The sequence below is a fragment of the Streptomyces boninensis genome (assembly GCF_048572725.1).
GTDB classification, from domain to species: domain Bacteria; phylum Actinomycetota; class Actinomycetes; order Streptomycetales; family Streptomycetaceae; genus Streptomyces; species Streptomyces boninensis.
The window spans coordinates 5377307-5391825 of sequence record NZ_CP183837.1; the positions used below are offsets into that span (position 1 = coordinate 5377307).

At 71.2% G+C, this 14519-nt stretch carries 15 protein-coding genes; 13 read left to right on the forward strand and 2 right to left on the reverse strand.

The annotated features are described in order from the left end of the window. Positions 1-35: 35 nt before the first annotated feature. Positions 36-185 carry a hypothetical protein gene (locus ACNNMR_RS24515; protein ID WP_419996839.1) on the forward strand — a complete coding sequence of 50 codons (150 nt, stop codon included), beginning with the start codon at positions 36-38 and terminating at the stop codon, positions 183-185. Here the strand turns inward: ACNNMR_RS24515 and ACNNMR_RS24520 are convergent. Further along, the gene (locus ACNNMR_RS24520; RefSeq protein ID WP_419996840.1) at positions 169-1311 is read right to left on the reverse strand and encodes a threonine aldolase family protein; all 1143 of its coding nucleotides are present in this window, start codon (positions 1309-1311) and stop codon (positions 169-171) included. The genes ACNNMR_RS24515 and ACNNMR_RS24520 overlap by 17 nt on opposite strands. 148 nt (positions 1312-1459) lie before the next feature. Between ACNNMR_RS24520 and ACNNMR_RS24525 the strand changes: the two genes are divergently transcribed. From ACNNMR_RS24525 to ACNNMR_RS24575, 11 genes are all read left to right on the forward strand, one after another. Continuing rightward, complete coding sequence (locus ACNNMR_RS24525; RefSeq protein ID WP_419996841.1) at positions 1460-2368, forward strand: Rossmann-like and DUF2520 domain-containing protein; 909 nt, start codon at positions 1460-1462, stop codon at positions 2366-2368. After that, positions 2365-3225, forward strand: coding sequence for a pantoate--beta-alanine ligase (panC, locus tag ACNNMR_RS24530; protein ID WP_419996842.1), 861 nt, complete (start codon positions 2365-2367; stop codon positions 3223-3225). Before ACNNMR_RS24525 ends, panC begins: the two co-directional genes overlap by 4 nt. Continuing rightward, a complete protein-coding gene (locus tag ACNNMR_RS24535; RefSeq protein WP_419996843.1) occupies positions 3222-4982 on the forward strand; it encodes an L-aspartate oxidase in 1761 nt (586 codons plus the stop codon). The genes panC and ACNNMR_RS24535 overlap by 4 nt, the downstream gene beginning before the upstream one ends. Before the next feature lie 41 nt (positions 4983-5023). Further along, a complete protein-coding gene (nadC, locus tag ACNNMR_RS24540) occupies positions 5024-6025 on the forward strand; it encodes a carboxylating nicotinate-nucleotide diphosphorylase (protein WP_420000453.1) in 1002 nt (333 codons plus the stop codon). Between the two features lie 7 nt (positions 6026-6032). After that, positions 6033-6830: a type III pantothenate kinase gene (locus tag ACNNMR_RS24545; RefSeq protein WP_419996844.1), complete on the forward strand. Its 798-nt coding sequence runs from the start codon at positions 6033-6035 to the stop codon at positions 6828-6830. A gap of 82 nt (positions 6831-6912) precedes the next feature. After that, on the forward strand, positions 6913-8508 hold the full coding sequence (locus ACNNMR_RS24550; RefSeq protein ID WP_419996845.1) for a hypothetical protein: 1596 nt from the start codon (positions 6913-6915) through the stop codon (positions 8506-8508). A 99-nt stretch (positions 8509-8607) separates the two neighbouring features. Beyond that, entirely contained in the window at positions 8608-9423 is an 816-nt protein-coding gene (locus ACNNMR_RS24555; RefSeq protein WP_419996846.1) for a hypothetical protein, read from the forward strand. A 16-nt stretch (positions 9424-9439) separates the two neighbouring features. Beyond that, complete coding sequence (locus ACNNMR_RS24560; protein WP_419996847.1) at positions 9440-9610, forward strand: hypothetical protein; 171 nt, start codon at positions 9440-9442, stop codon at positions 9608-9610. A 66-nt stretch (positions 9611-9676) separates the two neighbouring features. Beyond that, positions 9677-10072, forward strand: a complete 396-nt coding sequence (locus ACNNMR_RS24565) for a BlaI/MecI/CopY family transcriptional regulator (RefSeq protein ID WP_419996848.1) — start codon at positions 9677-9679, stop codon at positions 10070-10072. 9 nt (positions 10073-10081) lie between these two features. Then, the gene (locus ACNNMR_RS24570) at positions 10082-10600 is read left to right on the forward strand and encodes an amino-acid N-acetyltransferase (RefSeq protein WP_419996849.1); all 519 of its coding nucleotides are present in this window, start codon (positions 10082-10084) and stop codon (positions 10598-10600) included. Between the two features lie 132 nt (positions 10601-10732). Continuing rightward, positions 10733-11065 (forward strand): histone-like nucleoid-structuring protein Lsr2, encoded by a 333-nt coding sequence (locus ACNNMR_RS24575; RefSeq protein WP_419996850.1) that lies wholly within the window; start codon positions 10733-10735, stop codon positions 11063-11065. Positions 11066-11120: 55 nt separating this feature from the next. Here the strand turns inward: ACNNMR_RS24575 and ACNNMR_RS24580 are convergent, their stop codons facing one another. Then, the gene (locus tag ACNNMR_RS24580) at positions 11121-11534 is read right to left on the reverse strand and encodes a hypothetical protein (protein WP_419996851.1); all 414 of its coding nucleotides are present in this window, start codon (positions 11532-11534) and stop codon (positions 11121-11123) included. A 422-nt stretch (positions 11535-11956) separates the two neighbouring features. Here ACNNMR_RS24580 and ACNNMR_RS24585 point away from each other — a divergent pair, with 422 nt between their 5' ends. After that, a complete protein-coding gene (locus tag ACNNMR_RS24585; protein ID WP_419996852.1) occupies positions 11957-14485 on the forward strand; it encodes an ATP-dependent Clp protease ATP-binding subunit in 2529 nt (842 codons plus the stop codon). Positions 14486-14519: the final 34 nt, after the last annotated feature.

Below are 14519 nucleotides of genomic sequence, written 5' to 3' on the forward strand. Positions count from 1 at the left end.
GACCGCTGGTCGGCGGCGGGCGCACGGTCGATGGCATGACTCTTCACCAGCAGTACGCACTCGACGCGGCCCGCGCCGCCAGGCACGGCGTCCCGGCCCCGCCCGCTCCCGAGCTCAACGTGTGGCGGGTCGTCCGCCAGGCCCTCGCCGACCGCCGCCGCGCCCGCTTCACCCGGGCGGCGTGAGCAGCCGCAGGAACGCGGCGGCGGCCTCCCGTACGTCCGCCGCCGACCACCGCAGGCCGGGCGCGGCAACCGTCACCTCGGTCACCGCGACGCCCGGCGGCCCGCCCGCCGGCTCCCGCCAGCGCCGGAACAGCATGGTCCGCTCCTCCTCGGCGAGCCGAACCGACGCCTCGGTCAGCTCCCCGGCCCCGTACGGCAGCCAGACCTGGAACTGGTGCGTGTGCGGCTCCCCGGGATGCACCCGGAACCAGCCCGTGCCCGCGAACGCCTCCCGCAGCGCCCCCGCGACCACCCGCGCCTGCGCCACGTACTCCGGCAGCCGCGGCAGCTCCTCATCCAGTCCCACCAGCGCCGCCAGCGCGGTCGGCCACTGCTGGAAGACCTGCCCGCCGTACCGGTGCCGCCACGCCCGCGCCTCCTCGACGAGCGTCGCGGGCCCGGCGAGCGCGGCGCCGCCGAGGCCGCCGAGGGACTTGTAGTACGACACGTACACGCTGTCCGCCAGGCCCGCGATCTCCGGCAGCGTCCGCCCGAAGTGCGTGGTGGTCTCCCACAGCCGGGCGCCGTCGAAGTGCACGACGGCGTCGCGCTCGCGGGCCGCGGCGACGGTGGCGGTGAGCCCGGAGAAGTCCGGGAGCATGAAACCGGCGTCGCGCAGCGGCAGTTCCAGCAGCAGCGTCCCGAAGGGCTCGTCCAGGTCCGCCACCTCCGCGGCGGTCGGCAGCCGCGGCTCTGCGGTCGGATGTACGGTCCGCAGGCCGCTCACCACCGCATAGGCGTCCCGCTCGTGGAGCTCCAGGTGGCCGAGCGGGTGGGTGGCCACGGTGGCGTTGCCGGTGCGGGCGGCCCAGCAGCGCAGAGCGACCTGCTGCGCCATCGTCCCGGTGGGGAAGAAAGCGGCGGTCTCGTGGCCGAGCAGCTCCGCGGTGCGCCGCTCCAGCCCGGCGACGATCCCGTTGCCGTACATGTCGACGGGCTGCTCCAGGTCGTACGCGTCCGGGGCGGCGGCCAGCAGCCGCCGCATCCGCTCCCCGACGCCCTCGGTGAACGTATCCGCCAGCACCCGCTCCGCGCCCCGCCACGCGGCCTGCTGCCGCGCCTTCACCCGCTCTTCGTCGTCGCTCATGGCACAGCAGCCTGCCACCAGCCCGGGCCCGTACCGTGACCAACCCCACCGCCGTCGCCGTGGCCCCCCGCAGGGGATCGCGTAAGATTGACGACAAGTCCGGTACCCCCTAGAGGACCGGAACTGCCGAAGGGCCGAAGGGGCAGCCGTGAACGGACCCGAGCCGCAGGAAAAGCCTGCGCGCCTGACCATCGGCGTCGTGGGCGCAGGCCGCGTGGGCCCCGCCCTCGCCGCCGCCCTCGCGCTCTCCGGACACCGCCCCGTCGCGGTCAACGCCGTCTCCGAGGCCGCCCGCACCCGCGCCGCCGACCTGCTCCCCGGCGTCCCCGTCGTCAGCGACCCGGCCGAGGTGCTGGCGCACGCCGACCTCGTCCTGCTCACCGTCCCCGACGACGTCCTCCCCGGCCTCGTCGAGGGCCTCGCCGACACCGGCGCCGTACGACCGGGGCAGCTCCTCGTACACACCTCTGGCCGCTACGGCGCCACCGTCCTGGACCCCGCCACGCGCGCCGGCGCGCTGCCGCTCGCGCTGCACCCGGTGATGACCTTCACCGGCACGCAGGTAGACGTGCAGCGCCTGGCCGGCTGCTCCTTCGGCGTCACGGCCCCGGAGGAGCTGCGGCTCGCGGCGGAGGCGCTGGTCGTGGAGATGGGCGGCGAGCCCGAGTACGTCGAGGAGGCGGCCCGCCCGCTCTACCACGCCGCCCTCGCGATCGGCGCGAACCACCTGGTCACGCTGGTCTCCCAGTCCATGGAGCTGCTCGGCAGGGCCGGCGTCCAGGCCCCCGAGCGGATGCTCGGCCCGCTCCTCGGCGCCGCCCTCGACAATGCGCTGCGCAGCGGCGACGCCGCGCTCACCGGCCCGGTCGCGCGCGGCGACGCGGGCACCGTGGCCGCCCACATCGAGCAGCTGCGCGCGCATGCGCCGCAGGCGGTGTCGTCGTACGTGGCGATGGCCCGCGCCACGGCGGATCGGGCGCTGGCGCACGGGGTGCTGAAGCCGGAGCTGGCCGAGGATCTGCTGGGGGTCCTGGCGGAGAGGCGGGGGCCGCAGTGACCCCGACTGTTGTCCATACGGCCGCCGAGCTCGCGGCGCAGCCGCGCGCGGGCGCGCGCGCCGTCGTCATGACGATGGGCGCGCTGCACGCCGGGCACGCCACGCTCGTACGGGCCGCCCGCGACCGGGTCGGCCCGGCAGGCCAGGTGGTCGTCACGGTCTTCGTCAACCCGCTCCAGTTCGGCCCGAACGAGGACCTCGACCGCTACCCGCGCACTCTCGACGCCGACGTCGCCATCGCGGGCGAGGAGGGCGCGGACGTCGTCTTCGCCCCGGCTATCGACGAGGTGTATCCGGGCGGCGAGCCGGAGGTACGGATCAGCGCGGGCCCGATGGGGACGCGGCTCGAAGGGGCGTACCGGCCGGGGCACTTCGACGGGGTACTCACGGTCGTGGCGAAGCTGCTCCACCTGACCGCGCCCGACATCGCCTTCTACGGGCAGAAGGACGCGCAGCAGCTGGCGCTGATCACGCGGATGGTGCGGGATCTGAACTTCCCGGTGGAGGTGGTCGGCGCCCCCACGGTCCGCGAGGAGGACGGCCTGGCGCTGTCGTCCCGTAACCGCTACTTGTCCGCCGCCGACCGGGAGACCGGACTCGCGCTGTCCCGGGCGCTGTTCGCGGGCGCCGGGCAGCGCACCCCGGCCGCGGTGCGCGAGGCCGCGCGGGCCGTACTGGACGAGGCCGGGAAGGCGGACCCGCCGCTCGGCCTCGACTATCTCGCGCTGGTCGACCCGTCCGACTTCACTGACGTACCGGACGACTATGCGGGCGAGGCCGTCCTGGCAGTGGCAGCGAAGGTAGGCACCACCCGCCTCATCGACAACGTCCGCCTGACCTTCGGAGCCCTCCGATGAATCGTCTCCCCGCCCCAGCCCCCGGCTGGTACACCGACGCCGACGTGGCCGTAGTCGGCTCCGGCGTCGCCGGGCTGACCGCCGCGCTCCGCTGCGCCGCGGCCGGGCTGCGCACGATCGTGATCACCAAGGCGCTGCTCGACGACGGCTCCACGCGCTGGGCACAGGGCGGCATCGCGGCGGCGCTGGGCGAGGGCGACACTCCTGAGCAGCACCTCGCGGACACGCTGGTAGCGGGCGTGGGCCTGTGCGACGAGGCGGCGGTGCGGACGCTGGTCACGGAGGGGCCCGGGGCGGTGCGGCGGTTGATCGCCGCGGGGGCGGAGTTCGACGCGGACGAGGCGACGGGCGATCTGCAGCTGACGCGCGAGGGCGGCCACCACCGGCGGCGGATCACGCATGCGGGTGGCGACGCGACAGGCGCGGAGGTCTCGCGGGCGCTGGTGGCCGCGGTCCGGAGTGCGGGGATCGAGACGATCGAACACGCCCTGGTCCTGGACCTGTTGAAGGACGAGGCGGGCCGCACGGCGGGCCTGACCTTGCACGTGATGGGCGAGGGCGCGCGGGACGGCGTAGGCGCGGTCCGGGCGCAGTACGTCGTCCTGGCCACGGGCGGCATGGGCCAGGTCTTCTCGGCGACGACGAATCCGCCGGTGTCGACCGGCGACGGCGTCGCGCTTGCGCTACGGGCCGGGGCGGAGGTCTCGGACCTGGAGTTCGTGCAGTTCCACCCGACGGTGATGTACCTGGGCCCGGACGCCGAGGGCCAGCAGCCGCTGGTGTCGGAGGCGGTGCGGGGCGAGGGTGCGCACCTGGTGGACGCGGAGGGCGTGCGCTTCATGGTGGGCCAGCACGAGCTGGCGGAGCTGGCGCCGCGCGATGTGGTGGCGAAGGGCATCCTGCGGCGGATGACGGAGCAGGGCACGGACCATGTGTACCTGGACGGCCGCCACTTCGGCCGGGAGATGTGGGAGACCCGCTTCCCGACGATCCTGGCGGCATGCGAGGCGCACGGCATCGACCCGGCGACGGAGGGAATCCCGGTGGCCCCGGCCGCCCACTACGCCTCCGGCGGGGTGAGGACGGACCGGGAGGGCCGCACGACGGTGCCGGGCTTGTACGCGTGCGGCGAGGTGGCGTGCACGGGCGTCCACGGCGCGAACCGCCTGGCGTCGAACTCGCTGCTGGAGGGCCTGGTCTTCGCGGAGCGGATCGCGGCCTCGATCGCGGCGACCGCGCCTGCGGCGCGGGACGCTTCCCACCCGGCCCGCCCGTTGAACTCGCTCGAGGACGTGGCGGCCGCGCCGCCCGAGACGGCCATAGCTCCTGCCCGAGACAGCAACGGGCGGTCTGTGGGCGGGCAAGAGCCAGGCGCCGCAGGCGTCCTGCTCCCGCCCGAGGCGCGCTACGCGATCCAGCGCACCATGACCACCGGCGCCGGCGTCCTCCGCTCCGCGGAAAGCCTCGCCGAAGCCTCAGCGCAGCTGCAGCGCATACGCGACGAAGCCAAACCCGACGCCGAGCTCCCCTGCGTCGAGACCTGGGAGGCGACCAACCTCCACCTCGTCGCCACCGTCCTCACCCACGCCGCCGCCCTCCGCGAGGAGACCCGCGGGTGCCACTGGCGCGAGGACCACCCCGACCGCGACGACGCCAACTGGCACCATCACCTCGTAGCCACCCTCCAAGACAACACCGCCCTCACCGTCCGCCGGACGCAGGGCACGGCTTTCCCGCCCACCCAGGAGCAGAAGTGACCACCCCGACCCCCAAGTCCGACCCCAACCGCCCGCGGCCCGTGGAGCTCACCCTGCTCCCCATCGGCGGCGCCCCCGCCGAAGGCGCCGGCGCCTGCGGCGACTCCTGCGGATGCGGCGGCGGCGACGCCGAAGCGTACGAGCACGACGACCTCGCCTGCGGCCTCGACCCCGACCTGGCCCAGCTCCTCGCCGACGCCGGCCTCGACCCCGTGCAGGTCGAGGACATCGCCCACCTCGCCATCGAGGAGGACCTCGACAACGGCGTGGACGTCACCACCGTCGCCACCGTCCCGGAAGACGCCACGGCCACCGGCGACTTCACCGCCCGCGAGGACGGCGTCGTCGCGGGGCTGCACATCGCCGAGGCGATCCTCTCCGTCGTCTGCACCGATGAGTTCGAGGTCGAGCGGCACGCCGAGGACGGCGACCGGGTCGCCAAGGGCCAGAAGCTCCTGTCCGTGAAGACCCGCACCCGCGACCTCCTCACGGCAGAGCGCAGCGCGCTCAACGTCCTGTGCCGCCTCTCCGGCATCGCCACCGCCACCCGCGCCTGGGCGGACGCCCTCGCAGACACCAGCGCCAAGGTCCGCGACACCCGCAAGACGACCCCCGGCCTCCGCGCCCTGGAAAAGTTCGCGGTACGTGCCGGCGGCGGCGTCAACCACCGCATGTCACTCTCGGACGCCGCCCTGGTCAAGGACAACCACGTCGTCGCGGCAGGCGGCGTGGCAGCAGCCTTCAAGCTCGTACGACAGGAATTCCCCGACCTCGACATCGAGATCGAGGTCGACACCCTCCACCAGTTCCGCGAGGCCCTCGACGCCGGCGCCGACGTGATCCTCCTCGACAACTTCACCCCGTCGGAGACCGAGGAAGCAGTCGCGATCAACAACGGCCGCGCCACCCTCGAATCCTCCGGCCGCCTCACCCTCGAGAACGCCGCCGCCTACGCCGCCACCGGCGTGGACTACCTGGCTGTCGGCGCGCTCACCCACTCCTCCCGCATTCTCGACATCGGCCTGGACCTGAGGGAGGACTGAGCACCCGATGCTGCTCACCATCGACGTCGGCAATACGCATACCGTCCTCGGCCTCTTCGACGGCGAGGAGATCGTCGAGCACTGGCGCGTCTCGACCGACTCCCGCCGCACCGCGGACGAGCTGGCCGTCCTCCTCCAGGGCCTGATGGGCATGCACCCGCTGCTCGGCGAGGAGCTGGGCGACGGCATCGACGGCATCGCGATCTGCTCCACCGTCCCGAGCGTCCTGCACGAGCTGCGCGAGGTGACCAGGCGCTATTACGGGGACGTGCCCGCCGTCCTCGTCGAGCCCGGCGTCAAGACCGGCGTCCCCGTCCTCATGGACAACCCCAAGGAAGTCGGCGCCGACCGCATCATCAACGCCCTCGCCGCCGCCGAGCTCTACGGCGGCCCGTGCATCGTCGTCGACTTCGGCACGGCCACCACCTTCGACGCGATCAGCGCCAAGGGCGAATACGTGGGCGGCGTCATCGCCCCCGGCATCGAAATCTCCACCGAAGCCCTCGGCGTCCGCGGCGCCCAGCTCCGTAAAATCGAAATCGCCCGCCCGCGCAGCGTCATCGGCAAAAACACGGTCGAAGCCATGCAGTCCGGCATCCTTTACGGCTTCGCGGGCCAGGTGGACGGCGTAGTCGGCCGCATGGCGGTGGAGCTCGCGGACGACCCCGACGACGTCACCGTCATCGCCACCGGCGGCATCGCCCCGCTGATGCTCGCCGACTCCTCCGTCATCGACGAACACGAGCCCTGGCTCACCCTCATCGGCCTCCGCCTCGTCTACGAGCGGAATATCGCCCGCACCTAACGCAGGCCCGATTACAACCTTTCCACCCTCCCGGCAGTCTCACCGGCCGACCAAAGATGTCCATGACAGGTGAGTGGAGCCAATGAAGGGCAAGTTGGCGGCGGCAGCCGCCGTCGTGGCGGGGCTGCTGAGCGCGGCGCTCGGGGGCACCGCCGCGGCCGCGGCGCCGGTGCTCGAGATTCAGGCGCAGGAGACGTATTACGTCTACGAGCACGGCCAGGGCCCGCCGGGCGGCGACCTCTACCGCCTCGACCTCAACCTGGCCCCCGACGCGGATGAGGACCCCCTCGCCAAGGACGTCAAGCTCACCATCGACGCCTCGGAGCTGAAGGGGAAGGCCGCCATCACCGGCGACTCCCCGGTCTGCAAGAAGGACGCCGGCGGCTACGTCTTCACCTGCGACTTCAGCTCCATCGACGGCAAGACCAGCGTCCAGCCCTTCTACATCAGCGGCGCCAAGGGCGCGAAGCCCGGCGACGGCGGCACCATCAAGTACACGGCGACCGCCTCCAACGCGGCCACCGCGACCGCCGAGACCAAGGCCGTCATCGGCGGCCCGAAGCTGGAAGCGCGCACCCACGCCCCGCTCAAGGGCGTCGAGCCCGGCTCCACCATCGACCTCACCCCGGCCGTCGCCAACCGCGGCACCCTCGCCGCCCCCAAGGGCATCGGCGTCAAGCTGAGCTCGGTCGAGGGCCTGCGCGTCGCTCGCCAGCACAGCAACTGCCACTACATGCCGTCCTTCGACACCGCCGCGTACTGCACCTTCGACACCCCGGTCGAGGCGGGCAAGGCCTACGAGTTCAGCGCCCCCTTCCGCTTCAAGGTCGCCGGCGACCAGATGTACGGCAGCGCCAACTACCACTTCTGGGCGCTCGGCAGCGGCAACCCCTGGGAGTACGAGAAGCCCGAGGACTACTCGGAGCAGGGCAGCGGCCCGCCGCTCACGCTGAAGGAGACCGCCGCCTTTGCCGGCAACGGTGGCCACCTCGACCTCGCCACCACCCAGCGCGCCGACTACCAGGCGATCGGCGGCACCATCGAGGGCAAGAAGGGTGCTACGGCCAAGGTCGAGCTCGGCGTCCGCAATGCCGGGCCCGGCACGATGGACCTCCAGTACCGCGAGGGCCACGGCTCCGGCACGTACGAGGTGACGCCGCCCGAGGGCACCACGATCACCAAGATCCCGTTCCCGGGCGAGGACGACGACTGGGCCTGCTCGAAGAAGTCGAAGAAGTCCCGCACCTACGTCTGCACCCTCCCGGAGACCTTCGCCGCGGGCGCGAAGGACACCCTGGTCTTCTACGTCCACATCGACAAGAAGGTGAAGGGCGCCGAGGGCAAGGTCCAGGCGATCGCCCGCACGGACTACCCGACCCGCGACAACAAGCCGGACAACGACGCCGCGCCGATCGAGCTGAAGGCGACCGGGTCCGGTGGCGGCTCGGGCGGCGGCGGCTCGGGCGGGAGCTCAGGCGACACCTCGGGCTCCTCGGGCTCGGCGGGCGCCGATGCCGGTACGTCCGGCGACGCCGGCTCCTCTGACGACGCCTCCGGCTCCATGGCCGGGACCGGCAGCAACGGGATCCTGTGGATCCTCGCGGCCGCCGCCGCGGCGCTCGGCCTCGGCGCGGTCGCGGTGGCCGTCACCCGCCGCAGGTCGTCCCGCGGGCAGTGAACCCGCGCCGGTCCGCGGACGCCGGGGACCTCTCCCGGCGCCCGCGGATCGCCGGTGTCGCTACCCGGGAACCGGGCATTAAGGGCCTAAAGTCGGATTATGCCCACGCCATACGGTTCCCGAGGCGGCATGGCGTTCAGCGCCGACGAGCTTCGCGTCGTGCGCGGCGCCCTTGCCGCAAGTAATGGTGTACGCGACTGCCTCCGGCTCGCCGCGGCGGTGGACGAAACGGCCCGCGAGGCCGAACGGATGCGGGACTTCCTCATCGCGGACCTCGCCCGCTACCGGGCCGCGCTGCCCGCCGCCGCGCCCGGCTATGCCGAGCTGCTGCGGGAAGCCCTCGCCGCCGGCTACGCCCCCCAGGCCGCCGACCTGACGGCGCTGCGCACCCTGGCCGCGCTCCCGGCGAGCCCCGCGGAGACCGGCCGTCGCACGGCGCTGCTGCGCCGCTGCGAGGCGGCCGCGGCCGCGCGCCGGCTCCCGTACGTATCCGAGCAGCGGTCGGCATCCCCCGACGTCCCCCGTCCGGCCCCGCGGCTGCTCGCCCTCCCCGGCGGGCGCTGCGCGGACGAGGACAAGCCCGCCCCCGACCGCCAGCAGGACCCGGCCCCGGCCCGCCCGGCCCGCCCCGCACCCCCGTCCCCCGGCCGCCCGGTGCCCACCCCCGCCGAGGTCTTCCCACCCCGCCGCAAGCAGCCACCCGCTCCCCAGGACCTAGGGCCTGCCAGGAGTTTCCCGTCTGCGCCCCGACGCCCGGCACGCACTCTCGACGCGCACCGCGACCGGACCGGTGGCTCCGCCACAGGACCGGCCGCGGCGCACGCCGAGAGCACGCACCGGACGCCGCTGCGCCGCGCTGCGCGCGACGACGGGAAACTCCAGGCAGGCCCTATGCCTCAGGCGCGAACCGCCTGAGCGTAGGCTGAATGCCATGGACTACGTCTCTGCGCTCGTGCCCCCGACGGTCATGGCGATCTTCTTCACCGTCCTGATCGTGAAGATCGTGAAGAACCAGGGCGGCCCGAACAAGGCCAAGGAAGACGCCGCGGTGGATGCCTCGCTGTCCCAGGCGGAAGCGGCCCGCCAGAAGTCGGCGGGTTAAGCCGGAAGCATGTCCGAAACGCCCTTCTAAGGGCGGGAACACCGCATTCCGGCTAGGGTTCTACTCGTGGTACGGCCATTGGGAGAGCTCGAAGACGTCGTCATGACCCGGGTGTGGGAGTGGAACCGGCCCGTCACCGTGCGGGAAGTCCTGGAGGATCTCCAGCAGAACCGTTCCATCGCGTACACGACGGTCATGACCGTAATGGACAACCTCCATCAGAAGGGCTGGCTCCGCCGCTCTTCAGAAGGCCGCGCCTATAGATATGAGGCGGTCTCCACCCGCGCCGCCTACTCCGCCGCCCTGATGAACGAGGCCTGGGCCGCCAGCGACAACCCCGCGGCCGCTCTTGTCGCCTTCTTCGGGATGATGTCCCCGGAACAGATCGAGGCCTTGCGGGATGCGTTACGCGTTGTGCAACTCGACCAACCCGGTGACACACCGGATGTGTCCGAGCGATAACGTCCCGTCATGTCCACGGTTTCTAATCAGCTGACCGTCCGCCGGGCCCGCACCAGTGACGTACGGGCGATCCGCAGGCTGCTGGATCCGTACGTGACCGAGGGGATCCTGCTCGGCAAAGAGACGGTCACCCTTTACGAGGACATCCAGGAGTTCTGGGTGGCCGAACGCGACGAAGACGCCGAGGTCATCGGCTGTGGTGCGCTGCATGTGATGTGGGAGGACCTCGCCGAGGTGCGCACCCTCGCGGTCGATCCGGGGGCGAAGCGGACCGGTGCCGGGCATCTGCTTCTCGACAAGTTGTTGCAGACCGCGAGGTGGCTCGGTGTGCGCCGGATTTTCTGCCTGACCTTCGAAGTCGACTTCTTCGCCAAGCACGGGTTCACGGAGATCGGGGAGACTCCCGTGGACGGTGATGTCTACAGCGAGCTGCTGCGCTCCTATGACGAGGGAGTGGCGGAGTTCCTGGGGCTGGAGCGGGTGAAGCCGAACACCCTGGGGAACAGTCGGATGCTGCTTCAGCTCTAACCCGATATGTCCGAATTCGCGCGTTTATTGTGCGGTCACTTGCGGTCGATTCTTGTCCAGGGTTTGTGTTTTCTCCGAAAAGGGGGTTTGCTTTCGCCCAGTACTCGTTGTTTTCGATGAAAGGGATGCCCGGTGGCACAGAAGGTTCAGGTCCTTCTAGTGGATGACCTCGACGGCGGCGAGGCGGACGAGACCGTAACGTTCGCGCTTGATGGCAAGCAGTACGAGATCGACCTCAGCACCAAGAACGCCGACAAGCTTCGTGGCGCGCTTGAGCAGTTTGTGGACAAGGGCCGCCGTACCGGCGGTCGCGGCACCCGCGGCAAGGGTCGTGCGGCGGCTTCCGGCGGCAGCCAGGACACCGCGAAGATCCGTGCCTGGGCCAAGGAGAACGGCTACGAGGTCAATGACCGCGGCCGCGTTCCTGCGTCGGTCCGTGAGGCGTACGAGAAGGCCAACGGCTGAGTCCGCCGCGTAAGCGACGGCAATATTTGAGCGGGGGCGCCCATAGGCGCCCCCGTCATCTTTTTCCGGCTTCTTGGCGGGGAAGTGCCGCCGGGCCCAGCAGCGCCATCCGGTGACAGGCTGTGGCCGCCGCCGCCACCAGGCGCACCAGATCCGGCGCCCCGGGCGCGGGCCCGCCCTCGCCGCCGAGGCGCATCGCCGGCAGCCGCGGCGCCAGGTCCGGCGCCGGCGCCCGCAGCCACACCGCCCCCTCCCAGGTGGCCTCCGCCCCGGGAAATGCCCGCAGATCCAGCGGGATCCCGCCCCACTCCAGCCAGTCCAGCAGCTCTGGCACCAGCGCCGCGCTCCCAGGCGCCACCAGGAACCGCAGCCGCCGCCCCTTCCGGGCCACCGGACCGGTCCGCAGCCGGCGGCCCAGCACCGCATAGCCGGCGGCCGCCGGGACCTCGAGCACGTCCCCGTACGTCATGCCCGGAGCAACGCCCGGCGGGCACGGAGAGTTACGGTCCGGCGGCATGTGGTCGCGGTCCGTATCGGGCGGTATCCGGATGGAACGTAAGTCTGTTCGCCCTTAGCGCAGGGAAGCGCGGCCGAAATCGCATGAGGCCGCACCCCCAGCGGGTAAGACTTGGCTAGTGAGAGCGATGCATCCGGTGGTCGCGGATGGACGGCGTTCGCCATGGGCGTAGCGGCAATGAGCGTATATGCCTGGCCTGGGGGAACATCGTTCCGCACCATCGGGTTGGAGCTGTTGTCGGCTGTTCGGGCAGGAGGCCATGGACGGGTTGTCGGCAGTTGGAATGAGCGGTCCCCGCTTGCGGGACTAAGCTGCGGAAGGACAGGGAGGGGACCGACCCCTTTACTGCCTGACCGCTCTGAGGAGCGATAACGATGTTCGAGAGGTTCACCGACCGCGCGCGGCGGGTTGTCGTCCTGGCCCAAGAAGAGGCCCGGATGCTCAACCACAACTACATCGGCACCGAGCACATCCTCTTGGGTCTGATCCATGAGGGTGAGGGTGTCGCCGCTAAGGCCCTGGAGAGCCTCGGGATTTCGCTCGAGGCGGTCCGCCAGCAGGTTGAGGAGATCATTGGCCAGGGCCAGCAGGCCCCGTCCGGCCACATCCCCTTCACCCCCCGGGCCAAGAAGGTGCTGGAGCTGTCGCTCCGCGAAGCCCTTCAGCTGGGGCACAACTACATCGGCACCGAGCACATCCTGCTCGGCCTGATCCGCGAGGGCGAGGGCGTCGCCGCCCAGGTCCTCGTGAAGCTGGGCGCCGACTTGAACCGCGTCCGCCAGCAGGTCATCCAGCTGCTGTCGGGCTACCAGGGCAAGGAGGCCGCCACCGCCGGCGGCCCGGCAGAGGGCACCCCCTCCACCTCCCTGGTCCTTGATCAGTTCGGCCGCAACCTCACCCAGGCGGCGCGCGAATCCAAGCTCGACCCGGTCATCGGGCGCGAGAAGGAGATCGAGCGCGTCATGCAGGTGCTGTCGCGTCGTACGAAGAACAACCCGGTGCTCATCGGCGAGCCCGGCGTCGGCAAGACCGCGGTCGTCGAGGGCCTGGCCCAGGCGATCGTGAAGGGCGAGGTGCCCGAGACCCTCAAGGACAAGCACCTCTACACCCTGGACCTGGGCGCCCTGGTCGCCGGCTCCCGTTACCGCGGTGACTTCGAGGAGCGCCTGAAGAAGGTGCTCAAGGAGATCCGCACCCGCGGCGACATCATCCTTTTCATCGACGAGCTGCACACCCTGGTCGGCGCGGGCGCCGCCGAGGGCGCGATCGACGCGGCCTCGATCCTCAAGCCCATGCTGGCGCGAGGCGAGCTGCAGACCATCGGTGCCACGACCCTCGACGAGTACCGCAAGCACCTGGAGAAGGACGCGGCCCTCGAGCGCCGCTTCCAGCCGATCCAGGTCGCCGAGCCCTCGCTGCAGCACACCATCGAGATCCTCAAGGGCCTCCGCGACCGTTACGAGGCCCACCACCGGGTCTCGATCACGGACGCCGCCCTGGTCGCCGCCGCCACCCTGGCCGACCGGTACATCTCGGACCGCTTCCTGCCGGACAAGGCGATCGACCTGATCGACGAGGCCGGCTCCCGGATGCGGATCCGCCGGATGACCGCGCCGCCGGACCTCCGCGAGTTCGACGAGAAGATCGCGGACGTCCGCCGCGAGAAGGAGTCGGCGATCGACTCCCAGGACTTCGAGCTGGCAGCCGGTCTCCGCGACAAGGAGAAGCAGCTGCTGGCCGCGAAGGCCAAGCGGGAGAAGGAGTGGAAGGCCGGCGACATGGACGTCGTGGCCGAGGTCGACGAGGAGCTGATCGCCGAGGTCCTGGCCACGGCGACGGGCATCCCGGTCTTCAAGCTGACCGAGGAGGAGTCGTCCAGGCTGCTGCGCATGGAGGACGAGCTCCACAAGCGCGTCATCGGGCAGGAGGACGCCATCAAGGCGCTCTCCCAGGCCATCCGACGCACTCGTGCAGGCCTGAAGGACCCGAAGCGCCCCGGTGGCTCGTTCATCTTCGCGGGCCCGTCCGGCGTCGGTAAGACCGAGCTGTCGAAGACGCTCGCCGAGTTCCTGTTCGGGGACGAGGACGCGCTGATTCAGCTCGACATGTCCGAGTTCTCCGAGAAGCACACGGTCTCGCGTCTCTTCGGTTCGCCCCCCGGTTACGTGGGCTACGAAGAGGGCGGTCAGCTGACGGAGAAGGTCCGCCGCAAGCCGTTCTCGGTCGTCCTCTTCGACGAGGTCGAGAAGGCCCACCCGGACATCTTCAACAGCCTGCTGCAGGTGCTGGAGGACGGTCGCCTGACCGACTCCCAGGGCCGGGTCGTGGACTTCAAGAACACGATCATCATCATGACCACCAACCTCGGCACCCGGGACATCTCCAAGGGCTTCAACCTGGGCTTCGCCGCCCAGGGCGACGTCAAGACCGGGTACGAGCGGATGAAGGCCAAGGTCAACGAGGAGCTGAAGCAGCACTTCCGCCCCGAGTTCCTGAACCGTGTCGACGACACGGTGGTCTTCCACCAGCTCACGCCGGACAACATCATCGAGATCGTCGACCTCAGGATCGACGAGCTGGATGAGCGCCTCAAGGACCGCGACATGGGCCTGGAGCTCTCGACGGCGGCCAAGGAGCTGCTGGCGAAGAAGGGCTTCGACCCGGTGCTGGGCGCGCGGCCGCTGCGCCGTGCCGTACAGCGCGAGATCGAGGACACGCTCTCGGAGAAGATCCTCTTCAACGAGCTGCGCCCCGGTCAGATCGTGGTCGTGGACACCGAGGGTGAGGGCGAGGAAGCCGGCTTCACCTTCCGCGGCGAGGAGAAGTCCGCGCTGCCGGACGCGCCGCCGGTGGACGCGGCGGCCGGCGGGACCGCCGGGCCGAACCTGAGCAAGGAGGCGTAACGCCTCTGCGGTGCTACGCATGAGAGCCGCCCCG